This is a genomic window from Paenibacillus sp. RS8 (genome assembly GCF_041956825.1).
In the GTDB taxonomy this organism is placed as follows: Bacteria; Bacillota; Bacilli; order Paenibacillales; family Paenibacillaceae; genus Paenibacillus_AQ.
Genome location: NZ_CP168131.1, coordinates 2,899,746 through 2,921,457, shown reverse-complemented (window position 1 = coordinate 2,921,457; position 21,712 = coordinate 2,899,746). Strand labels below are relative to the sequence as shown.

The window sequence follows — 21,712 nt, the reverse complement described above, 5'->3', positions numbered from 1 at the left end:
GGCTAAACTGTCAAGAAGGAAGACAAGTACGGAGGGAGAATGACCAATGCCGAAAATGCGGTATGTAATTTTGCAGCAACATCAAGAATTGCAATTCGTGGAAATGCCCGAGGAATATGCGTACCAGCTAAGTGCGCTCAATTTACGTCTAAACAAAGAAATCGACAAGCTGACAGCCGATAATGTACCGGATCTGCCCTTAGCGATTGCTGAGTGTGATTCACTGGATCTGTTACGTGAGGATTACTCCCTGGAGTCCGGTCTGGATTATATCAATAGATTGGAGCAGGCCTTCGCCTCTGTTCAAGAGCAGAAGAACTATCCACTGATCTCCCTGCTGACCGAGATTCGGGCATTGCAAGCTCAATTAGAGCAGTGGTACGAAGAGGAAGCAGAAAGCATTCTGTAAATCGTCACCTTTAGGCTCATTTCTCCATATGCTAACTTACGTAAGCAGTTAGAGGAGTGATACCCTTGCCACAGTGGCTCTGCCATCAACTGATGAAAGCCTATTACAAAAAAGACCGCCGTCAGATCAAGCTGCTGAACGAGTGCTGGTTCTTTTATCGTAATTCTGCGGAATCACCGGATTCCATCCAGAGAAATTTATAGGGTTCGTTAAATTCAAAAATCCATCCCGCATTGTGCAGGGGATGGATTTTTGTATACGGTTCGTTGAAATCTCAATTAGAACATCGGGAAGACATATTTGACTAAGAAGAAAAGTGCTCCGAAAAAAATAATAATATAAGCAGCATATTTAATAAAGGTAGATGCGACAACACTGGAATCCGACTTCCGTTGCACCTCTGTATGCTCCACTTCAACGCTTCTATCTTTATAGCCCGGTTCCATCATCAATCTCTCCTTTCGAATATAGGCTGTAGATAGTCTCCATTAACCCGGGGCTTTCAGAGTTGAAACAAAATTCCAAATCGAACCAGTTATTGTTTAGCATCATAAAGCTGCTTATTTCGTTTACGATTCCAAGCACATCGCCTTATGAATTCGAGCTCCCTGATGGTTCGGCTCCAAGTCCAATGCTTCTTCAAAGCGCTCTTTCGCTTCCGTCATTTTCCCTAAGCCTAATAAGCCTAGACCCATCATGAACAAGCAATGAATTTGATTGCGTCTGTTCAGATCATCCTCGAATACGAGAAAATCAGGTAAGGATACAGCAAAATAATCAAGCTTTACCTCATCAAAGAGATGTCTTTCTGCAAAATCGATCAGCTGATTGAAACGCCGTTTCGCTTCCTTCGGATGATTCAGCTGTATCCATGCTAAGCCTTGATAGAAGATCATTTCTGGCGGCTGATCGTTGTAGTACATTGCGCTGGCTGGTTCCTCCAAGCCTTGTGACGCAATCGCCCAGTGACGTGCTGCTTCCTCTGTCTTGCCTAATCCGTTATAAGCCACACCAAGCTCGTAATACACATTATTCTCTTGCGCACCATCGAGCTTACCTTCACCCAAATTCTCTGGATAATGCAGCGTACGTGTTAATAATGAGATAGCCTCCTCATATTGACCTTCCTGATTAGCCTGCCTGCTCAGCTCAACAAGCGCCAAAACATATTGTCCTGTGGCTTTCCCTTCTCCACCTTCCCATGGATGGAATTGACGTCTTAATAGAACAGACAAAGCATCCTCATACTCGCTAAGCAAATTCAGTAGAGTCACATATTCAAGGTACAAATCATCCCGCTTCTCCACAAGCTCCATATGCTGCTGTAATCTTGCCATGCGCTCTTGGGCAGGGACACCCATCTTCTTATGCAACTGATCCAGCTCATAGAATACTCTCGCATCATTCATATTGTACTGGAAAGCTTGTTCAAGTGACTGCAAAGCAGCCGCAGCGTCATTCCGCTTATTGTAATAAGCAAGCGCAAGGTTACGATGAACCGTCGGGAAACGATCATCAAGCGCGACGGATTGTTCCCAATGACGAATGGCATCGTCGGCACGTTTTTTATCATAGAATAGATTCCCAAGATAATAATGAGCCTTACTATCCAGTGGATTGCATGTAATCGCGCTTTCTAATACCTGCAGCTCAAACAAGCTGTTCGGGAAGCAGTAATCAGAGGGTGCGGATTGAGCAAGCTGACGCTGCGCTGTTGCTTCTTCTTTACGGCCTATTTTCTCGTATACATAAGCCAATGTGTAATGCACCATCGGGTATGTGGGTTCATTCGATGCCATACGAATCTGCTCTAACACCTGTGCAGCTTCCACGTATAATCCACTACCTGCATAATCAGAGGCCAGATTTAGATAGTTATGCACATCGTTTCTCATGAACTGTGCAAGCTTCATTTGAGCCTCAGCAGCTTCCTCTTGTCGCCCGAGCAATTTAAGCGTTAGCACTCTCTCATATGCAGCACCGAAGTCCGCGATATCTAGCCTCAATGTCTCCTCTGCGAATGTAATTGCCTCAGAGTAACGTCCAAGCTTACGTAAAAGTGCTGTTTTCACATGTCTTGATTTATAGTTTCTAGTGTTACGTACCAAAGCACTTGTTGCGAGCTCCAACGCCTCTCCATACGCCACACGTTCACAAGCAATTTGACTCAGTGCATAATATCCACTATCTTGGAATGCTGCAGACCATACCACCTTATAAAAGGCAGCAAATGCTTCTTCATTACGATCCTGCAATCGGAGTGCTACACCAAGCTGATAGTAAGCTTCACTATCATAGGGGTTCGGATTACGCCAAGTCAGCGATTCAATCGCTGTACGGAAATGTTCTTCCGCTTGCTTGAACAACCCTCGGCGAAGCAGCAGCGTTCCATAAGCCACATTAATTCGAATATCGGAAGCATCTCTTTTTAAGCCTTCTTCATAATACTGCTCTGGCTCGAACGTGGCATGACGGTATTGCTCCAGATGAACTCCAGCCAAATACAATTGCTCTGTGCTTTTTAATTCTTCCGGTAGCGGAAGTGGCTTTGCTGCATCTGGAACCTTCTCAATACTAGGCTTCGCTGGACGATATGATATAAGGCTGTTTCCGTTCGTATCAAATACCGTTACGATTAAGTGATGCGGTCGATCGGCTTCATCTAACGTAATGACCGATTTGTAGGTTAATTCTGGAGAGAGCGTGATCGTATCCTTCACATACGTTCTATGCTGACCCCTCAGTTCAATAACCGCATCCTCAAATACCGAAGTTCCGTAGGCCATCACAGTTGCAGTCTGTAAAGTCTCATCTACCTCAAGATTGACGGCAGCATCAACAGAAGCATTTTTCACAATTCCGATGTTCTTATATGGCATGAAATATTGTGTAAATGACTTCTCTTCATACGGCTGGAGCCAAGTGAAATCGGGTTGATTATCCGTAAATACCCCTGTCATTAACTCAATATAGGGTCCGTCCTCATCAGTTAAATTACGATCCCACGCTTGACCAAATTCGCCGTTCCCCCAAGTCCACTGCTTTTTACCCGGAGATACATGGTGATTCGCTACGTGAAGCAGACCTGCTTCAACCCCATGATCATAACCGCCCACGAAATTGTAATCGGATTTGTACGCCATGTATGACGTAGGAACCGGAATATTTTTATAGCGTGAAATATCTACACCTTCGGAATAATCCTTCTTGTAATACGTTCCTGTTGCAATTGGGAATCTGGACACATCACGTTTACCATGGTCGAATACAGCTGTCACATCCGGCGGAAACACCGATTGAGTATCATCATTGACTGCAACTGCAGGGTTTGCCCACCATAAGAAGGTCTGTGGCTCCGGGGTTCGGTTATATAGCTGTGCTGTAACTTCGAGATAGGCTTTTCCAGGATGCAGTGTGAAGCCGGTTGTGACCTTCGTTCCGTACATTCGGTCAATTTCACTCACCCATACAGTTGCACTGCCATCTTCATTCTCCGTAATCACATGCTCCACAGGGCCAAACGTGTTCGGACGATGATGCTGCGGCCAGTTAAATTCAATACCGCCTGAAATCCATGGTCCTGCCAGACCAACAAGCGCAGGTTTAATCACGCGATTATAATAAACAAAATCATAATTGTTCGTCTTATCCAGAGCGCGATAGATACGGCCGCCAATTTCAGGCATGATCTCAATACGCACATATTCATTTTCGAGCATGACCATCTGATACGATTTCATTTCTTTCTCATCCATAATTTTATCAACCACAGGATGTGGATATACTCGCCCCGAGCTGCCTTGATAAACTCGCTTCTCGAGGAACATTGGATTTTTATCGGGTTCACCTGTTTCATAGGTAGGAATTTTAACTGCTTCTTCCCATACGCGGACACCGTTTGTTAGAACTGTAGAAGGCCCTCTCATACTCATTTCCATACTCTCCTCCTTCGTGATATAGCTCTAATTTATCGTTGCATGCGCTTTTAAACAATTGACGATAATCTGTAAATGATGGACAATATTCTTATCCTATAAATAATATTCCCCTTATGAATAGGCTGTTATTTCAAATAAATAAATTATGTTCTTAAAAAGGAGAGTTATCATGACAGATATCTCATTAAAGCCGGATGGCTTCGATGAGCAGAAGCTTTTTGTGCTGCCCGATTTCATGATGAATGAATTACATGAGAATCCGTTAACAAATTCCTTCTATGTGAGTGACATTGGCTGCTTCCCAAGAGCGAAGTTTCATTATCGAGAGCGTCCACAAGGATGTGACTCGCATATTCTGATGTATTGCGTAGAGGGTGAAGGGTGGATGGAGAGTCATCACAATAAGCTGATTCAAATAAAAGAACGGCAATTAGCTGTCATTCCTGCCGGAACACCCCATCGATATGGTGCTTCAGATGTGAATCCCTGGACAATCTACTGGATGCATCTAAAAGGACCGCATGCCGCTGCGTTGATTCAAACTTATGCCATGGATATAGAGCCGCTAACCTTTACACTGAACCTTCATAGCCAATGGATCGAAGATTTCGAGCAATGTTATGCCCTGTTATCGGATAAGCCTTTTGCCATGCGTAATCATATCTATGTGTCTCAGTGCATTCGTCATCTGATCAGCCACGTGGGATTGAGTACCATGAACTCTGAGCAAGATAAAAAGAACGAACGTTATCTTGAGCAAGCCATTCGCTATATGACGGATCGAATCAACAGCTCTATTTCACTCCCGGATGTAGCGAAGCATATAGGATTATCGAAACAGCATCTAATTTATCTATTTAATCAAGAAACCGGAGTCCCCCCGATTGAATTCTATCTGCGCCTCAAAATGCAGCGAGCCGGTCAACTGCTAGCATTAACCGATCTACATATTAAAGAAATCGCTACTGCTATCGGGATGCAGGACCCCTACTACTTTTCTAGATTGTTCAAAAAAATAATGGGATGCTCGCCGACTCAATATCGAAGCATCCCAAAAGGGTAACAAGAAAAGCCACACGACCGCTGCACCTGGTAAACCAGTATAGTGGAGTGTGGCTTATATTTTTATTATAGAGGTTCTAATTAAAACTACGGTTGGAAACCCAGGAGCCTTGCAGTTTACGAAGCATAATAATTTGTCCGGTGTGGTATGAATCATGCAAAATGAGACTCATTACCTCTTCCCCTGGGGCATGACCCGAACCGCCCCAATCATATGCACCTTCTTCCAACGCCTCAATGATTTCTCTAAGCGCAGCATGCACGTCCTTCAGGTCTGCGACGGCCTTCGCCCATGCTTCTTCCCCTTCCGTTGTTACAGTGAAGGTATCATCGTTGCTTTCAGCATCAGGTTGTTTGGGCAACCCTTTTAACTTACGCAACAAACGAACCTTATAATATGTTAAATGGTTAACCGTCTCCCAGATGGAATTGATTGCACTCCCCTCTGGCTTCCAAAGTGCCTGTTTACTATCCACACCTTCCAGTGCATCGCTTAACGGCGGAGCCCAATCCTCGATATCCATGCAATAATCCCAATTTTGCAGCAGAACCTCACTGATTTTATTTTGCATGTTAACCTCCTAATACTAACTGAATTATGTAACTACTTAAACCATCATATAGTGGTTACGTAAGAAATGTAGCATATTTCCATCGCTCAATCAAGTAACTAGCTAATCTTATTTTTAACTGTTACAATGATTTGTAATCAGCGTTGAATCGGAAAGGATGAACAGACCGTGTTGTGGGAGGATTTCATTAACAGTTACTGGCGGGATTGGCGTACAGGGGATAAGAATAAGGATAGGGACAAGCTCGATGAAGAGGAGTGGGTTTCTAAATGGCTGAAGAAGCATGCTCTATTAGCAACACAGATGCCGAATGACATAGAACTGGCACAGCTTAAAGAGCTTCGCTCACTGCTATGGAAGTGGGTACAGACCATTGTACAAGGGGAATCAGTGTATGGAGAAATGCTGGAGCAGCTCAATCCCTATATGGACAAGGGCCCTGTTACGCGGCGAATGATATGGGAAAGTGACGGGCAAGCGGCGATAAAGCTGTTGCCACTACATAGCGGTTGGGAGCAGGTGATGGCGGAGATAGCGGCGTCTTTTGCGGAGGCTTTGCTTGAAAAAGAACCCTCAAGATTCCGTATCTGCGAGAATCCTGATTGTCTCTGGGTGTACTATGATGATACACGTAACCGTTCTAAGCGTTACTGCGATGACAAGGCTTGTGGCAACCTCATGAAGGTGCGGCGGTTCCGGGCGCGGAAGAAGGCTGAAAAAGGTTCGGAGTGACTATTAAAGGAACTCTTGCGGGATGACGAATTCCGATCAACATTTATCCCCCCCAAACTTTTCAACACTCCTAATACGTCTTGCTAGTAAGTGCGCTAATAACACACTTATTACAACTAAATGGAGCGTGAACACACAATGAAAAAGAGCCCTTTTAAAGTATTGAAGCTTGGTGTAGTCGGATTAACGGTTGTGGGAATAAGCGCTGGCATGTTACCAATGAATGGCACTGCTTTTGCTGATGCAGTGAACACGACTAAGCCTGCCATCAATGTACCGATTTCAGCTGTACCGATTTCCACCATCAATAACACTGGGATCCAAATCAAAGAAGTAATTCTCACATCTTCAACGGAGCTTCTGAATACAAATATTAAAGTGCCACAGATCGTAGGTATGTTGGACACTAAGGCTCAGGAAGAAATCAACAGTATCATTCTGTCTAATGCGCAGAAAGACCTTGCTCTTTGGGAAAAGGATGCAACTGAAGCAGCAGCAGACGCTAAAAAGGCTGGTTTCGAGTATCGTCCATATGAGCTATACATTATTTATGAATTAAAAGAAAATGGATCGGATAACCCTTCCGGAATGATCTCACTTGTTGTTACTTCTCAAGGTGAAACTGGTGGAACGGGTATGCCTCGTGTAGATACATACAATGTATTTAATACGAAACAAGCGAAGCGGATTGCCTTGTCAGATTTCTTTGGAAACGACTTTAAGGAAAAGTTGAATGCCGGTATCCTTGCGAAGATCAATGAGGAACCTGAGAACTACTTTATTGAGGATTTCAAAGGAATCAATGAAGAACAAGGTTTTTATATTGAAAATGGTGAGGTTGTCATCCTCTTCCCTAAATATAGTATTGCTCCAGGCGCCATGGGAACTCCTGAATTTCGTTTCAGTACCCATATTACGAACAACCCGAAGCTCGATTTAAGTACAATAGCTACATTTAAGAATGCTAATGGGGTTTCAATGGTGTCATTACGAGATGTGGCGAATCGTTTAGGATATGAAATCAAGTGGAATCAAACGTCGCGCTCAGCTGAGTTGAAGAAAGGTGCACAGTGGACCAATGTTACCTTAGGTAAAGATTCTTACTTTTTTGCCAAAATGGCACCTGTCACTTTAGGTACTGCTCCTATCCTAAAGAACGATACGATATACGTTCCGGTTAAAATGGTTACGGATATTTTACGTGTGGAAATTAAGAACGGCTAATTGGGCTAATGGCATTCCAGAATGATTTTTTGTTCTAGAATGCCTTTTTAAATTCATAGGTACTTGTGTACCGATTTCTGATCCATTCATGGTCACTCCTTTATTTACCAAGAGAAGTTAAGAACTTTTTTAAGTTAGTCATACGTCTTGCTGACATAAGACAACTGATGACGAAGGAATGAACTACCATGAAAGAAATCAAGGTTACACCACCGACTAACTCTTTAGAACCTGACAATTCCACGACTAGAAGGCGTTATATGCCGGGAATAGATGGACTTCGAGCACTATCTGTGATCGCAGTTATCGCGTATCATCTCGACCTCAATTGGGCTCCAGGAGGACTTATAGGGGTCGGAATATTCTTCGTTCTGTCTGGATATCTGATCACGGATCAAATCATCCAAAGGTGGAAGCAGGACCGACGGTTCGATCTTAAAGATTTCTGGATTAGACGAGCGCGACGGCTATTGCCTGCTATGTTTGTCATGCTTTTTGTCACTGCTATGTGGCTTCTGTTGTTCGATCGTTCACGATTAGCAGCATTACAAGGGGACTTTATATCTTCAACGTTATACTTCAATAACTGGTGGCTTATTTTTCACGATGTATCTTATTTCGAGAGCTTTGGACCTCCTTCTCCTATAGGTCATTTGTGGTCGCTCGCTATTGAGGAACAGTTCTACTTCATTTGGCCATTGGTTATTATTGTAGGGTTACGCCTTGCACCTCAGCGAGGTAAACTCATTGTGATGTGTCTAACAGGTGCATTCCTCTCGGCACTTGCTATGGCGCTAATCTATCAACCTGGAGTTGATCCAAGCCGAGTCTATTATGGTACTGATACCCGAGCTTTTGCTCTACTGATTGGAGCCGCTCTCGCTCTAGCATGGCCGAGTCAAAATTTGACCGATAAGATTTCACGCAGATCTCGCTATATCCTTGACTTCAGTGGTGCAATCGGATTAATCACCCTCATTCTTATGATTTGGCGGACGAATGAGTACGGACAATTTCTTTATTATGGCGGCTTGGTTCTAGTGTCGATCCTTTCCGCAATTGTAATAGCTGTACTCGCACATCCTGCGAGCCGACTAGCTAAAATCATGGGTTGCAAGCCCTTGCGTTGGATTGGCGTACGTTCCTATAGTATTTACATATGGCATTATCCAGTCATCATTCTAACTAATCCTACAGTAGATACAGGTGGGTTCGATGGTTTCCGTGTTCTTTTTCAGCTGGGAGTTAGCCTCCTATTAGCCTCACTATCGTGGAAATATATCGAAGAACCTATTCGTCAAGGTTTATTAGGAAGATGGTGTACGAAATTAAGCATTCGTCTGCAATTCAAGATTCGACCCTTATTCATCTTTATTGCAGTCCCGTTAATCATATTGTCCATATCCTGTAGTAGCAACTTGGATACTAAGATATCCGCAGATCCGAATACAGGCACTAATATTAATCACGATAAGAATAAACATAATGTCACACTAGTGCCCCCTCAAAATGTACCAACACCTGTGCCTGTGCCTGTACCAGTACCAGTAGATCCACCGAAGAAGCCAGAACCTCAGCCTCAGGTAGAAGAAGCAGGTAAAGGTGTTACTGCAATAGGTGATTCCGTAATCCTCGATGCTGCTCCTTATCTACAAGAACTTCTGCCAGGCATTGTTATCGATGGTAAGGTAGGCAGGCAGATGTCACAGGCACAAGAAGTGGTCGATAAACTTAGGACGAAGGGGAAACTTGGCACTCGAGTGATCATTAATCTAGGTACGAACGGAGCTTTTAACTCCAATCAATTGCGGAAATTACTTATTTCACTTGAAGATGTTCAGCAAGTCGTACTAGTAAACACACGTGTACCGAAAAAATGGCAAAATACTGTGAATACTTTGCTTAAGAAAGTGGCTTTAGAATTCCCCAACGCTATGGTTGTAGACTGGCATTCCTCAAGCGAAGGAAAGGACTCTTACTTCTATGAGGATGGCGTTCATCTAAAACGAGAAGGTGCCAAATCCTATGCAGCACTTGTAGCTAAAGCCATACAAAAGGAGAATCAATGAGAATAGTAATCTAACAAACTAAAGCTACGCAATATAAAAAGAGAAGGGTTTTACGAATATGCTTAAGAGGAATAAAGAGAAATTACTCACTCTTTGTATTACAGATAACAAGGAGAACATATACCGTCTAGCTTACAGCTATGTGAAGAACAAAGAGGATGCATTAGATGTTGTTCAGGATTCGATTTATAAAGCTCTCTCCTCTATAGGGTTGCTAAAGAACCCAGAATCCGTAAAGAGTTGGTTGTTTAGAATCGTAGTAACTACCTCTCTGGATTTTCTGAGGAAACATAAAAGAGTTCAACCAGTAGATGATGAAGCACTCGACTTTTTTATCCCTGGTGCGGTAGACGTGTATCCAGATATTGATTTAGAAAGATCGCTGGATGATCTACCCCTTAAGTATCGAAATGTCATCGTCCTTAGATATATCGAAGATTTAAAGATCGAGGAAGTTGCGGAAGTATTAAATGAAAACGTCAATACAGTAAAGACTAGACTATATCAAGCACTCCAGTTATTAAGAGTCAACATGCAGGAAGAATCCTCAAAGGAGATCAATTAGAATGGATAACCAAATCAAAAAAATTATAGAAGATTATAACAAACTCCCTATTCCTGAGGAATTAGATTTCGTTGTAAGTAAAGCATTAAAGAAAAGGAAGATAAGAAGAATACGTTACCAGTGGATATCTGGAGTTTGTGCGGCAGCCCTATTTTTCGTGATTGGGATTAATGTCAATGTTAACATTGCCAACGCCTTCTCCGCTATACCTGGTGTAGACAGTATTGTTAAAGTGCTAACTTTTAGAGAATACAAAGTGGATGAGCAGACCTATAATGCAGACATAAAGGTTCCCATCATTACTAACCTAGAGAATAAAGAGCTGGAATCGACTCTGAATGAAAAATATCTCGAAGAAAACAAAAAACTATATGATGAGTTTCAAGCAGAGATGGAGTCTTTAAAGCAATCCGGAGAGGGTCATTTAGGGGTCGATACAGGCTTTGAGGTTAAAACGGACAATGCTGAGCTATTTGCTATTAGCAGATACGTGGTAAATACCGTAGGTTCATCGTCAACAACAATGCAGCACGATACGATAGACAAGAAGAATCAAATCCTGCTAAGTCTGCCTATGTTATTTAAAGATGATCGATATATCAGTATCATAAGTGAAAATATTAAGGAACAGATGCGCTCCCAAATGAAAGCAGATAAAGATATGTTCTACTGGATTTCAACAGATGAACCCAATGAAGACCTTTTTTATCAATTTGAAAATATAGCTAAAGATCAAGATTTCTATATCAACGATAAGTACCAGCTGGTTATTTCCTTTAACAAATATGATGTGGCTCCTGGCTACATGGGCGTTAGAGAATTCATCATTCCAACAGATGTTATTGCAGATGTTCTGGTCAGCCGTACGTACATTAAATAAATCATTATGAGACTCATAAGGGGTATGCGTTTTGTATCCCTTATGAGTCTTTTTTTGCGTGAAAAGTCATTAATCAATCCCTATGCCTCTAATGTCTTGCCATCCTATTTTTATTTCTTCTAATAATTCATCCCCTATCTTAACTTCTATACTTGAGATAGACTCTCCCCCAACGCTGTGGTAGAAATGAATCGCAGGATTGCCTGCCAGCACCCAAGTCATGAATGAACTATAATTTTTCTCCAATAAGTTCTGTGCTACGCTTCTTATGAGCCGCTTACCAAGACCTTTTCCTTGGTGTTCCTTAAGCAAATAAAGTGCGTAAAGCTCCGCATCGTAGAGATCCGGTTCCCTTCGCGCCCCTCCATTTGCAAAGCCAATGATCATCCCAGCCTCATCTTCAGCCACATACATAACCTCGTCTTTAATGGGATTTTCAAAATTCCGAATCCAGCGCTTACTTCTAGCTTCCACTGTGATTGCATCAAGAAACTCATCTGATATTAGTCCTTTATACGTGGTTTTCCAACTCATAGCGTGAACGAAAGCAATCCCGTCTATATCACTAGCTGTTGCTTTTCTGATCTTCATTTTATCTCACCCCTGCAGCGCCTTTCGCACGCTTAATATATATTTCGCCTGATCCAGCGGGTTCACACCCCGGCGGGTGCGCTCTGCGGATACATCTGAAGGACATTCTTCATAGCCGGCAAAAAAAGAAGTGAACGTGCTGCGCCCCTTTGTGTAGGAGCTTAAGCTGACGGGATAATCGAGCGACGTTGCCAGCGGCAAACGCCCTTCGATGATCATCCGGTCGCCTTGCAGCACAGGTGGATCGAACGTGCCGCGCATCTGAACCAGGTCGTTCATCACACGGCCGCCATTCTCCTCAGGAACTACGATGCGAACCTGAAGAATCGGCTCCAGCAGCTTAGTACCTACCTGCGCGAGTCCATCCATAATCCCCATAGGAGTCGCTACGGCAAAATCCAGCGGATGTGTATGCCACACATGATGCTGTCCCTCAATCAAGGTCACTTTCAGATCGGTAACCTCCCAGCCGTACAAGCCCTGCTGTAACGCTTCCAGCACACGGCGTGCGGTCTCGCTCTGATATTGCGGCAGCAAATCAGAACTCCGAACTACCGAATCGTAGACTAATCCACTACCTGGGGGACCTGGCTCAATCTGAAACCGCAAAATTGCCCAGCATGGCTTCGGCATTGTATAGGCGATAAAGCCTTCCCCAGCAGAGGCTGGTGTTTCTTTATAAATGACAGAAGGCTGACCAAAGGTAACCTGAAGGCCATAGCGCTCCTTCAGAACACTGTTCAGAATCTCCAGCTGAATAGGTCCCATTACTTTGATATGCAGCTCCCGTTCGTCCTGCAGCCACTGTGCATCCAAAAGCGGATCTTCATCCGCCAGCTCCTGCAGCGCTCCGATAACCTTATGATCATCCATATCGGTTTCCCAGAATACGCGCACTGTTAACAGCGGCACTGCCAGCTTCGCTTCCTCCGGAATCGCCTCCGGATGGCCGAGTATGTCTCCAATACGCACCCCTGAAAGACCATAGATTACAGCGATATCCCCCGCTTCAAGTGCTCCGACATCCTCAGTACGGCCGCCTTCGACCTTACGGATCTGGGTCACTTTCCCCTGAATATCCTGTGTGTTGTTCATCACCGTATCGCGGTTACGGATCGTTCCTTCGTAAAGGCGGACAAACGCCATTCGTCCCATACTTTTATCACGTTGAATATTGTATACGATCCCTGATACCGAGCCCTCAGCATTTCCACCCGCACGAGGAAAATACTCAATCATCGCGTCCAGCAATGCCGTAATACCAAGCCCCTTGGCGGCAACACCATAAACCATTGGGTAATAGCGTCCAGATGCGGAAGCCGTCTTCATTGCTTTTTTCCAAGCTGAAAGATCAATCGAACTACCTGACATATACGCCTCTAACAGATCTTCATCCCGCTCAGCCAATGCCTCCAACAGTTCAGTCTGTGCCGCAAGATCAGCCTCGCTCCCCCACAAATCTATTGCCCCTATGTACTCCTGCTCTTTGCCCACCGGTTGCTGCACTGGAATGATATCACTAGATAAATAGTTTCTCGCCTCTGCCAGCACTGCTTCAGGGTCAGCACCTACCCGGTCCATTTTGTTCACAAAAATAAGCGTCGGAATCCCCAGCTTCCGCAGCGCGTTCCAGATCATCTCACTTTGAGCCTGAACGCCCTCTACCGCAGACAAAATAAGCACCGCACAATCCATCACCCGCAAAGACCGTTCAACCTCTGACAGAAAATCTACGTGCCCCGGTGTATCGACGAGATTGATCTGCACACCTTCCCAAGTAAAAGAAGCCAATGCCGCCCGTACCGATATCCCGCGTTGCCGCTCCACATCCATTGAATCTGTTAATGCTGTCCCACTATCAACACTGCCAAGTGCACGAATGCGACCACATTCATATAAAATATGCTCCGTAGTTGTTGTCTTCCCGGCATCCACATGGGCAAATATCCCCACATTAATCCGTTCTGCCCCTTGCTGCTGAATCATCTATAGTTCCCCTATCATGAGCTAGATTGATCTAAATTCATATTTTTTACATCCTTACATTCCATAGTAATATATCCACCCCTGTTGTTCCACCCTGCAGTTCAATTGGTTAGATTCGGCTATGCCGGGTATGTAATTACTAACTAAGAAATCTAACGCCAAGGAGGAAATTCATCATGACAGATCAACGTTTACAGGATAAAGTTGCAGTGGTTACAGGCGCTGGTTCTGGTATTGGAAAAGCTACAGCCATACGGTTTGCCCAGCACGGCGCTAAGGTATACATGCTTGACCGCACACCTGAGGACTCCTATGAAACTAAACGTGAGATTGAGTCTATTGGAGGCACAGCAACAGTAATTGAATGCGATGTCTCCAATCCAGGTCTAGTCGAAGAAAGTATTCGCAAGGTTGGGGAGGCGGCCGAGAAGATTGATATTATTTTTGCTAATGCCGGCATTAATGGTACATGGTCTCCTATCGAAACACTGGAAATCGATGATTGGGACAAGACACTGGATACGAACCTACGCAGCACCTTTGCCACAGTAAAATATGCTATCCCCCATATGAAAGAACATGGCGGCAGCATCATTATCACCAGCTCCATTAACGGCAATCGAGTATTCTCGAACATCGGCGCTTCCGCTTACTCATCTTCCAAGGCAGGACAAGTTGCTTTTATGAAAATGGCGGCATTAGAGCTGGCGCAATACGGCATTCGCGTGAATGCAATCTGCCCAGGATCAATCGATACACAAATTGGAGATAATACGTATAAAAGCGATGATCTTCAAGAAGTGAAGATTCCTGTGGAATTTCCGGAAGGCAATCATCCGCTGGAAAATGCACCGGGTAAACCTGAGCAGGTTGCCAATCTGGTATTGTTTCTCGCATCGGATGAATCTTTTCATGTGACAGGAACTGAGATTTATGTAGATGGTGCCGAGTCGCTCCTGCGAGGATAACGTTTTATTTGAATCGTGATAATATTTAATACATTCACTGCAACATTTTGGTCTATTCTACCATCTAAGAGTATGGAGGTGACGCATAATGAAGAAATCATTATTCATAAATAATGCTAAAAAAATGACTATAGCCTGCGGCATTTTGGCAGCGAGTATGTCTTTTGGGGCATCCGCTTTTGCTTTTTCAGATTTGAAGGGTGATCCTGCGGAAGCAAAAATCAACTCTTTGCACAAAGAGGGGATTATAAACGGAGTTGATAAAGATAAGTTTGCGCCTAAATCTAAAGTGAGCTTTGCACAAGGGATACAGTTCATCGTAGGCGGCTTGAATCTGAAGCCTGTGTCAGGTAGCAGCTCTTCTAAAGCCAGCGACTATTTTGATAAGGTAAGTGACAAAGCCTGGTATGCTTCAGCATTTGTGATTGCCAAGCAAAATGGCCTTTCACTCGACCGGACAGTGGACCCTAGCGGAACCATCACCCGCGCTCAGTTCGCTCACTTATTGACGCAAGCGCTGCAAAGTAAAGGTAATTTCCCTGTTACGCTGATGTATATAGACATTAAGGATGGCGATAAACTCTCTACTGAGGTGATAAACAGCCTCCAGATCCTGTTGAATACACATATTGCCACACTCGATAAGAACGGTAATTTCCGGCCAAATGGTGCCATCACCCGCTCAGAAGCAGCCGCTCTGACCTATGATGCTGCCGCTTTTGCCAAACGCGTAATTGTGTCTAATGGAAGCCCTGCTACTCCTGCCTACGAGACTGAGGTTACACTAACCAAAGCCGGTGAAGGGGTAAATAAGGCTACGCTGACCGTTAATAATCTACCTCATCCAGGGTATGGACTTGTGATTGAGCGAATTGAATTTGGCAAAGACAAAACCGCTGTGATTTACTTTAATGTGACTGCTCCTGATCCAGGAAAAATGTACGCACAAGTGATTTCAAAAGCATCTGTTGTCACTTATCTGCCAGAGGGCTATAAAGCGATCGCTAAATCGGTATCCGGATCTACATCTTATTCTTCTAGTGCTACGCAATAAAAGCTCCGGACTCGATTCTAATGCTACGAATCAAATGAAGGTGCCCCAAAAGCCGTGAAATGGCTACTGAGGCACCTTCGTTTTTTTGAGGTCTTTCCCATGTTCTAAACCCTTCGTCATCTAGACCCCTAAGCTAGGGCGTCCATTGATCATGAATTATACCTACCAGTGCATGATCCTCTCCAATCTTCTCAAAAACTAGACGAAGGCTGCGCCAGTCCATCCCTTCCACTGAAGGATCGATCCCCTCAATATGATATTCAACGAAATCGTATTGATCCTTTGGATACACTTCGTTTAAGTTATTAATCATTGTGCCCTGACCCAGCCCTTTGTTCACAGCAATCTCGGCCGTCTGAATGAAATCCGCATCATAAACAAACCGCTTGTAGTAATCTGCGAAGGTCAGCTCGATGAAATCACCAGAGCCAGCAAATGTTCTCCACACTCTTTTGGTGGAATCATTCATTAAGTCCTCTACTTCATCCTGGGTGAATACAAGATCATGTTTTGTATCCACGTATGCATATGGAGAGAAGCGCAGCCCTTTCTCCCGATGTACCCATGCGGCCAGTTGCTTCATATCCTTATTCCTAATGGCGTTCATAACCGTAGACGCAGCTTCCTCAACTAATGGCGGCAATCCCTCTAGATCCTGCGGCTGCTCCGTGCTTGATGGCTCCGTCTGCTGTGGTAGTTCCGTCTCCTGTGGTGGTTCCGTCGTAACCAAGGGTTGTGCCGTCTGTGACTGCTCTGGTGTCTGCTTCGGCTCCGTACCCGCTTCTGGAGTTCCGCTACATGCAGTAAGCCATAACATAGCTGCTATCAGCGCCAGCCCACCGAGATTTTTTGCAAAGTACATAAGATTCCTCCTCACCTTTTGATCATTTCTTACTTAGACTGATTTGAACAAATGAAGGTTGCAAGCTTATACTAAAACTATCAATCAACTCTTGAATGACGGAGGGGTTACTATCAATTTATCAGAGAAACTAAAGAGCCTTCCCCTGACTCCCGGCGTGTATCTCATGAAGGATGGTCTCGGTCATATTATATATGTTGGTAAGGCGAAACAGTTGAAACGGAGAGTAAAATCTTATTTTCAAAACTCGAAGTCTCATTCACCAAAAGTAAAACAGCTCGTTAGACATATTAAAGATTTGGATATTATCCTTACAGATACCGAATTTGAAGCTTTTATGCTGGAGTGCAAATTAATTAAAGAAATAAAGCCCATGTACAATCGAAAAATGAAAAATCCACAGGCTTATACGTATATCGTAATAGGAACGGATGATAAAATGCGTTCGTTAGAGATTACCTATGACCCTGATGTTCAGGAAGGAAATCAGATTTGGGGTCCCTACACGAGCAGAAGTACTGTGGAGCGCGCCGTACAAGGTATCAAGGAAAGCTCAAGAATCCTTTGCAGCAATCCTAGCTTCAAAAATTCCTTATGCCTAAACCATTCGCTTGGCTTATGCATAGGGATGTGTGCAGGCGGAGAAGCCGCAGATCAATATAATACAATCATTGATAGCGTCATAGCCCTACTAAACGGAACGGATGCCAGCCTTCTTGAACAGATGGAACAACAGATGACTGAGGCCGCAGAGCAATATGACTTCGAAACCGCCGCCAAATACAGGGATTACATCGGAGCCATCAGCTTCCTGAATCACAAAGAGAAGGTTATCGAATTCGCTGCAGAGAATCAGAATATCGCGATCCTTGAAGCCATGGATGAACAGACGCTTAAACTCCTATTGCTCAAGGGTAACCGCATCCTGATGCATACTAAACTCGAATATGATCAACCCGATATCACCCACCTGCAAGCCGTTATTACATCAGCGATTATGGACGCTTTCCGCGGTGAACTTAACCAGGCCCCGGCAGCAATCAGCCGCCATGAAATTGACGAAGCACAAATTATATACAGCTATTTAAAAAGCAGCTCCTGCAGCTACATCATCGTGCAAGAGGATTGGCTTGCAGCCGAAAGTCCTTCCCGTCTAGACACTCCGGTAGACGAGCTGCTCCGGATCTTTTTAAATGCTGCTCCAACCCATTCGTATAATTTTTAATTCTAGGTATGGGTCGTGACTACGACAAAGACGGGCGCTATCGCTCCTACAGTTCCTTTTATACTAGTTAACGACTGCCTGCCTTTGCAGGCTTCGTTTTTCGGTTTCGGTTCAACAATCTTTTATAGGCCATTCACACTATTCTTTAATTCCTTCAATGGATTTCCCACGTCTATCTCCTCCTAGTAATAAGCCTATATTTCAACTGTTACTCTAAACTTACCCAAAGAGAGCAGGTCCTTCACTCCTTAAACAACAAAGAAGGCTTCTTCAACCCCATGTACGGAGCCGAAGAAACCTGTTTTGAAGCTTGCATATCCCTCAACTATATCTACTCAAGCCTTCATCCAAAAGATTAACTGCAAAGGTTAATTGCTCTTCAGATACAATAAGCGGAGGATGCCAAGTGATACAGTTCCCTCCTGCCAATTTAAAAGAAAGACCCTTCTCCAGGCAATAATACAGAACTCGCTCTGCTAATTCCTCATTCTTCTCTTTAGTCTCTCTGGACTTCACAAGTTCAATAGAGATCAGTAGTCCAGCAATACGGACATCTCCGATGTAATCATGTTTAGCCCATAGAGCCTCAAGTTTTTCTCTTACAAATTCAGACCGACTGATGCATTGTTCCTGCAGCTTCAAGTCATCAATGTAGTGGATAGTGGCACAGATCGCCGCACTTCCTAACGCCGGCTTCTCATGGGTATAGTGACCCAAAGAAATATCCGCCGCACAATCATATTGCGTTCTGGTAAGCACCGCCGCCTGCGGGATCACTCCTCCACCTAACCCTTTTCCGAGGACGAGAATATCCGGTTCGATATCAAAATGCTGATGAACATAGAATCTTCCACTCCGCATCAACGCTGTTGGAATCTCATCAAAAATGAGCAAAATCCCATATTCATCACATATTTTTCTTAATCTTGTGAAATAGGATGTTGGCGGGATATGCGTATCCGTCGCCCGAATAGGCTCAAGTAAGATCGCCCCGATCTCTCCTTCATGTTGAATCATATACTCCAAATAGTCGAGGCAGAAGGTAGCAACTGCTTCATGCGAATAACTTCTCAGCAGGTTGCGGTATCCGTTAAAAGGAATGGCTTTTAGCATCCCTGGCATTTGCGGGCCCATATCCTTTTTAAACACATATTCTCCGCCCACAGCGATCGTATCCAGCCCCGCACCATGAAAGGACTCCCACATGGAGATGACCTTATGTTTTCCCGTCCATTTGCGAGCAATCTTAAGAGCCAGACCTACAGCTGCACTTCCAGAAGGAGTGAACAACACCTTGTAGTCCTTTGAGGTCGTTTTGTTGATTAAAGCTTCTGCAGCTTGTACCGCAATATCTGCCGTAAATCTTCTTGGAATGAACGGTAGCTCGTCGAGCTGTTTTTTCACAGCTTCAGTTACGTAAGGATTCTTATAGCCAATCTGATGAATGCTATTTCCATGAAAATCAAGATATTTGCGTCCATTCACATCTGTGATATAACATCCCTCAGCATCTACGATACTGTTCAAGCACGGCGTAGACATGGATTGTCGCATATACGCACGCTCGTCCGCTTCGATCCTATCTATACTCACAGCGCTTAACTGAGTCATCCACTCTGTCCGTAAGGGGCTAAAGTTGATGTCACCTTCTCTTTTTAGCTCATGATTATCTCGCATAAGGTCTGATTCCTTGAGAAATCAGGTCATTTATTCGTCCAATCAGCTGAGGCAGCTCACTCATCGATTGAATCGTAAAGTCTGCCCCGTTTTGAATAAAAGAGGTCTGTGTCGCTGAGATCACCGTTTCCTTCTCCACGTCTGAAAGTGCATTAAATTCCTCCTGGCTTAAGCCCATTTCAGAGCTTCCAATGATTACACCTACGGACCAGACGCCTGCATTAACACCCTCTTGAATGTCTGAAATCGTATCGCCTACCTTAACAACCTTCCATGCTGCCGATAGCTTTAAAGCTTCCATATTATGATAAATCATATACGGGTAAGGTCTTCCCAGTGAATGCGTTCCATCTGGCGTGATTACATAATCCGGTTGATAGCCCTTCCCAGCGGCATTCGGAATGACAACTTCCATCATGGACTCTGTATATCCAGTGGTTGAACCAATCTTTAGTCCTTGGCTTCTGAGCACTTGGACGGTCTCAATAACCTGCGGAATCGGATCAGTATATTCGGATAAGGATGCCATCAGGGCCGGTTCGAATTCAGCATACAGGTTCTCTACATCCTGTTCAGTAAAAGCTCTGCCATACTTTTCTTCCCACAAGCCACCTACTCTTGGCATGGATAACATCGCGCGGATATGATCTATTTTCAGCATCCCCATAGGGGCTCTAGCTTCCTGCATCGTAACTTCAATCCCAGCTTCCCGAAAAATATCAAGAAACACATTCACCGGTGCAAAGCAGCCAAAATCAACCGTTGTTCCTGCCCAATCCAGAATTACGCCTTCGATTTGATTCATTGTGTCATTCCTCCCATGTATGCTTCGATAATATTACATAAGTTCTGGATATCTTCTTCGTAAATCTCACCAATATTCCCAATCCGGAAGGTATCATGCTCCGTTAATTTGCCTGGGTAAAGGACGTACCCCTTTTCTTTCACATATTCATAGAAATCTTCAAAGCTGAATGTCTCGTTCGGAAAAAGAAAGGTGGTTATAATAGGAGATTGCTTCTCGTCTGTGATATACGCCTCTATTCCTATTCTCGCAAGTCTTTCTCTCAGTACGCGGTTATTATTCTGGTATCTTGCTGCCCTTGCAGGAATGCCGCCTTCTTCGATCAGTTCTTCAATCGCTTTCGAAAAAGCAGCCACTACATGGGTCGGAGACGTATAGCGCCATTTCCCATCCGCGTCCATCGCCTTCCATTGATCATATAGATCAAGTGATAAACTACGTGCATTTCCTTTACAGGTGAGCAGTTTATTCAGTTTTGCAATGACAAAACCAAACCCCGGAACACCCTGAATACATTTATTAGCGCTGCTGATTAAATAGTCAATTCCAAGCCCAGGAACATCAATCTCTATTCCGCCAAAACTGCTCATCGCATCGATAATTAATGTTTTATCGCAGGCTTTTGCCAGTTGTGAGATCATCTCAAGCGGGTTAAGAATCCCTGTCGTCGTCTCGCAATGCACCATCGCAATGTGCGTAATGGCTGGATCCTCTTTAAGAATCCCTCTAAGCTCTGCCACTTGGGGGAATTCATTATATAGGGCACTATACACACGATAATGGAGTCCGATATATTGCGCCATTTGCACAATACGTTCTCCGTAGGCACCGTTTGTAATAATCAAAAGCTTATCATCCGCTGAAATCGCCGTAGTCAGCACAGATTCCACTGCAAACGTACCACTACCCTGCATGAGAACTGTCGTATATTCATCGTTCGTTGCCCTTGCCAAATCCAGAAGTCTGGATCTGATTTGTTGTGTAATGTTCTTATAGTCCTGGTCCCAAGTACAACGGTCAAAGAGCATTTGCTCTTTGACCGTGTTAGTAGTTGTCAATGGACCGGGTGTCAGTAATTTATAGTTGTTCATGG

At 44.1% G+C, this 21,712-nt stretch carries 20 protein-coding genes; 11 read left to right on the top strand and 9 right to left on the bottom strand.

Features of this window, described 5'->3' with window-relative positions; genetic code table 11:
• The first annotated feature begins 46 nt into the window (after positions 1-46).
• Both ACDZ28_RS14455 and cmpA read left to right on the top strand, forming a co-directional pair.
• On the top strand, positions 47-409 hold the full coding sequence (locus tag ACDZ28_RS14455; RefSeq protein WP_042124766.1) for a hypothetical protein: 363 nt from the start codon (positions 47-49) through the stop codon (positions 407-409).
• Between the two features lie 65 nt (positions 410-474).
• The gene (gene cmpA / locus ACDZ28_RS14450; protein ID WP_094874036.1) at positions 475-612 is read left to right on the top strand and encodes a cortex morphogenetic protein CmpA; all 138 of its coding nucleotides are present in this window, start codon (positions 475-477) and stop codon (positions 610-612) included.
• 75 nt (positions 613-687) lie between these two features.
• On the opposite strand, the gene ACDZ28_RS14445 is transcribed toward cmpA, so the two are convergent.
• Positions 688-858: a hypothetical protein gene (locus tag ACDZ28_RS14445; protein ID WP_170880244.1), complete on the bottom strand. Its 171-nt coding sequence runs from the start codon at positions 856-858 to the stop codon at positions 688-690.
• 120 nt (positions 859-978) lie between these two features.
• Complete coding sequence (locus tag ACDZ28_RS14440; RefSeq protein WP_375105031.1) at positions 979-4,341, bottom strand: DUF5107 domain-containing protein; 3,363 nt, start codon at positions 4,339-4,341, stop codon at positions 979-981.
• A 175-nt stretch (positions 4,342-4,516) separates the two neighbouring features.
• Here ACDZ28_RS14440 and ACDZ28_RS14435 point away from each other — a divergent pair, with 175 nt between their 5' ends.
• Positions 4,517-5,410 (top strand): helix-turn-helix domain-containing protein, encoded by an 894-nt coding sequence (locus ACDZ28_RS14435; protein ID WP_375105030.1) that lies wholly within the window; start codon positions 4,517-4,519, stop codon positions 5,408-5,410.
• A gap of 76 nt (positions 5,411-5,486) precedes the next feature.
• Here the strand turns inward: ACDZ28_RS14435 and ACDZ28_RS14430 are convergent, their stop codons facing one another.
• Complete coding sequence (locus ACDZ28_RS14430; RefSeq protein WP_042124764.1) at positions 5,487-5,981, bottom strand: DinB family protein; 495 nt, start codon at positions 5,979-5,981, stop codon at positions 5,487-5,489.
• A 168-nt stretch (positions 5,982-6,149) separates the two neighbouring features.
• Here ACDZ28_RS14430 and ACDZ28_RS14425 point away from each other — a divergent pair, with 168 nt between their 5' ends.
• The 5 genes from ACDZ28_RS14425 (at position 6,150) to ACDZ28_RS14405 (ending at position 11,451) form a co-directional block, all read left to right on the top strand.
• Positions 6,150-6,713 carry a CGNR zinc finger domain-containing protein gene (locus ACDZ28_RS14425; protein WP_042124762.1) on the top strand — a complete coding sequence of 188 codons (564 nt, stop codon included), beginning with the start codon at positions 6,150-6,152 and terminating at the stop codon, positions 6,711-6,713.
• A gap of 138 nt (positions 6,714-6,851) precedes the next feature.
• Entirely contained in the window at positions 6,852-7,937 is a 1,086-nt protein-coding gene (locus ACDZ28_RS14420) for a stalk domain-containing protein (RefSeq protein WP_375105029.1), read from the top strand.
• Positions 7,938-8,125: 188 nt separating this feature from the next.
• Positions 8,126-10,006, top strand: coding sequence for an acyltransferase family protein (locus ACDZ28_RS14415; protein ID WP_375105028.1), 1,881 nt, complete (start codon positions 8,126-8,128; stop codon positions 10,004-10,006).
• Between the two features lie 58 nt (positions 10,007-10,064).
• Positions 10,065-10,571 (top strand): RNA polymerase sigma factor, encoded by a 507-nt coding sequence (locus ACDZ28_RS14410; RefSeq protein ID WP_042124760.1) that lies wholly within the window; start codon positions 10,065-10,067, stop codon positions 10,569-10,571.
• A 1-nt stretch (position 10,572) separates the two neighbouring features.
• A complete protein-coding gene (locus tag ACDZ28_RS14405) occupies positions 10,573-11,451 on the top strand; it encodes a DUF3298 and DUF4163 domain-containing protein (protein ID WP_042124758.1) in 879 nt (292 codons plus the stop codon).
• A gap of 69 nt (positions 11,452-11,520) precedes the next feature.
• Here ACDZ28_RS14405 and ACDZ28_RS14400 read toward each other — a convergent pair whose 3' ends face one another.
• Positions 11,521-12,042 (bottom strand): GNAT family N-acetyltransferase, encoded by a 522-nt coding sequence (locus ACDZ28_RS14400; protein ID WP_042124756.1) that lies wholly within the window; start codon positions 12,040-12,042, stop codon positions 11,521-11,523.
• A gap of 6 nt (positions 12,043-12,048) precedes the next feature.
• Positions 12,049-14,028: a GTP-binding protein gene (locus tag ACDZ28_RS14395; RefSeq protein ID WP_375105027.1), complete on the bottom strand. Its 1,980-nt coding sequence runs from the start codon at positions 14,026-14,028 to the stop codon at positions 12,049-12,051.
• A 176-nt stretch (positions 14,029-14,204) separates the two neighbouring features.
• On the opposite strand from ACDZ28_RS14395, the gene ACDZ28_RS14390 reads away from it, so the two are divergent.
• Together ACDZ28_RS14390 and ACDZ28_RS14385 are read left to right on the top strand one after the other, a co-directional pair.
• Positions 14,205-14,996, top strand: coding sequence for an SDR family oxidoreductase (locus ACDZ28_RS14390; protein ID WP_375105026.1), 792 nt, complete (start codon positions 14,205-14,207; stop codon positions 14,994-14,996).
• A gap of 88 nt (positions 14,997-15,084) precedes the next feature.
• Entirely contained in the window at positions 15,085-16,050 is a 966-nt protein-coding gene (locus ACDZ28_RS14385) for an S-layer homology domain-containing protein (RefSeq protein ID WP_375105025.1), read from the top strand.
• A gap of 133 nt (positions 16,051-16,183) precedes the next feature.
• On the opposite strand, the gene ACDZ28_RS14380 is transcribed toward ACDZ28_RS14385, so the two are convergent.
• Positions 16,184-16,912 carry a hypothetical protein gene (locus ACDZ28_RS14380; protein WP_042124748.1) on the bottom strand — a complete coding sequence of 243 codons (729 nt, stop codon included), beginning with the start codon at positions 16,910-16,912 and terminating at the stop codon, positions 16,184-16,186.
• Between the two features lie 166 nt (positions 16,913-17,078).
• Between ACDZ28_RS14380 and ACDZ28_RS14375 the strand changes: the two genes are divergently transcribed.
• Positions 17,079-18,137 carry a UvrB/UvrC motif-containing protein gene (locus tag ACDZ28_RS14375; protein WP_375105024.1) on the top strand — a complete coding sequence of 353 codons (1,059 nt, stop codon included), beginning with the start codon at positions 17,079-17,081 and terminating at the stop codon, positions 18,135-18,137.
• A gap of 321 nt (positions 18,138-18,458) precedes the next feature.
• On the opposite strand, the gene ACDZ28_RS14370 is transcribed toward ACDZ28_RS14375, so the two are convergent.
• Genes ACDZ28_RS14370 through phnW form a run of 3 tightly spaced genes read right to left on the bottom strand, consistent with a single transcriptional unit; the run spans position 18,459 to position 21,710 of the window.
• Complete coding sequence (locus ACDZ28_RS14370) at positions 18,459-19,814, bottom strand: aspartate aminotransferase family protein (RefSeq protein ID WP_375105023.1); 1,356 nt, start codon at positions 19,812-19,814, stop codon at positions 18,459-18,461.
• A complete protein-coding gene (phnX, locus tag ACDZ28_RS14365) occupies positions 19,804-20,619 on the bottom strand; it encodes a phosphonoacetaldehyde hydrolase (RefSeq protein ID WP_375105022.1) in 816 nt (271 codons plus the stop codon). The genes ACDZ28_RS14370 and phnX overlap by 11 nt, the downstream gene beginning before the upstream one ends.
• On the bottom strand, positions 20,616-21,710 hold the full coding sequence (phnW, locus tag ACDZ28_RS14360) for a 2-aminoethylphosphonate--pyruvate transaminase (protein ID WP_375105021.1): 1,095 nt from the start codon (positions 21,708-21,710) through the stop codon (positions 20,616-20,618). Before phnW ends, phnX begins: the two co-directional genes overlap by 4 nt.
• Positions 21,711-21,712 lie beyond the last annotated feature (2 nt).

Coding starts and splice junctions, on each gene's coding strand:
- ACDZ28_RS14455 (WP_042124766.1), top strand. CDS start 47: ATGCCGAAAATGCGGTATGTAATTTTGCAGCAACATCAAGAATTGCAA.
- ACDZ28_RS14445 (WP_170880244.1), bottom strand. CDS start 858: ATGATGGAACCGGGCTATAAAGATAGAAGCGTTGAAGTGGAGCATACA.
- ACDZ28_RS14440 (WP_375105031.1), bottom strand. CDS start 4,341: ATGAGTATGAGAGGGCCTTCTACAGTTCTAACAAACGGTGTCCGCGTA.
- ACDZ28_RS14435 (WP_375105030.1), top strand. CDS start 4,517: ATGACAGATATCTCATTAAAGCCGGATGGCTTCGATGAGCAGAAGCTT.
- ACDZ28_RS14430 (WP_042124764.1), bottom strand. CDS start 5,981: ATGCAAAATAAAATCAGTGAGGTTCTGCTGCAAAATTGGGATTATTGC.
- ACDZ28_RS14420 (WP_375105029.1), top strand. CDS start 6,852: ATGAAAAAGAGCCCTTTTAAAGTATTGAAGCTTGGTGTAGTCGGATTA.
- ACDZ28_RS14415 (WP_375105028.1), top strand. CDS start 8,126: ATGAAAGAAATCAAGGTTACACCACCGACTAACTCTTTAGAACCTGAC.
- ACDZ28_RS14410 (WP_042124760.1), top strand. CDS start 10,065: ATGCTTAAGAGGAATAAAGAGAAATTACTCACTCTTTGTATTACAGAT.
- ACDZ28_RS14405 (WP_042124758.1), top strand. CDS start 10,573: ATGGATAACCAAATCAAAAAAATTATAGAAGATTATAACAAACTCCCT.
- ACDZ28_RS14400 (WP_042124756.1), bottom strand. CDS start 12,042: ATGAAGATCAGAAAAGCAACAGCTAGTGATATAGACGGGATTGCTTTC.
- ACDZ28_RS14395 (WP_375105027.1), bottom strand. CDS start 14,028: ATGATTCAGCAGCAAGGGGCAGAACGGATTAATGTGGGGATATTTGCC.
- ACDZ28_RS14390 (WP_375105026.1), top strand. CDS start 14,205: ATGACAGATCAACGTTTACAGGATAAAGTTGCAGTGGTTACAGGCGCT.
- ACDZ28_RS14385 (WP_375105025.1), top strand. CDS start 15,085: ATGAAGAAATCATTATTCATAAATAATGCTAAAAAAATGACTATAGCC.
- ACDZ28_RS14380 (WP_042124748.1), bottom strand. CDS start 16,912: ATGTACTTTGCAAAAAATCTCGGTGGGCTGGCGCTGATAGCAGCTATG.
- ACDZ28_RS14375 (WP_375105024.1), top strand. CDS start 17,079: ATGAAGGATGGTCTCGGTCATATTATATATGTTGGTAAGGCGAAACAG.
- ACDZ28_RS14370 (WP_375105023.1), bottom strand. CDS start 19,814: ATGCGAGATAATCATGAGCTAAAAAGAGAAGGTGACATCAACTTTAGC.
- phnX (WP_375105022.1), bottom strand. CDS start 20,619: ATGAATCAAATCGAAGGCGTAATTCTGGATTGGGCAGGAACAACGGTT.
- phnW (WP_375105021.1), bottom strand. CDS start 21,710: ATGAACAACTATAAATTACTGACACCCGGTCCATTGACAACTACTAAC.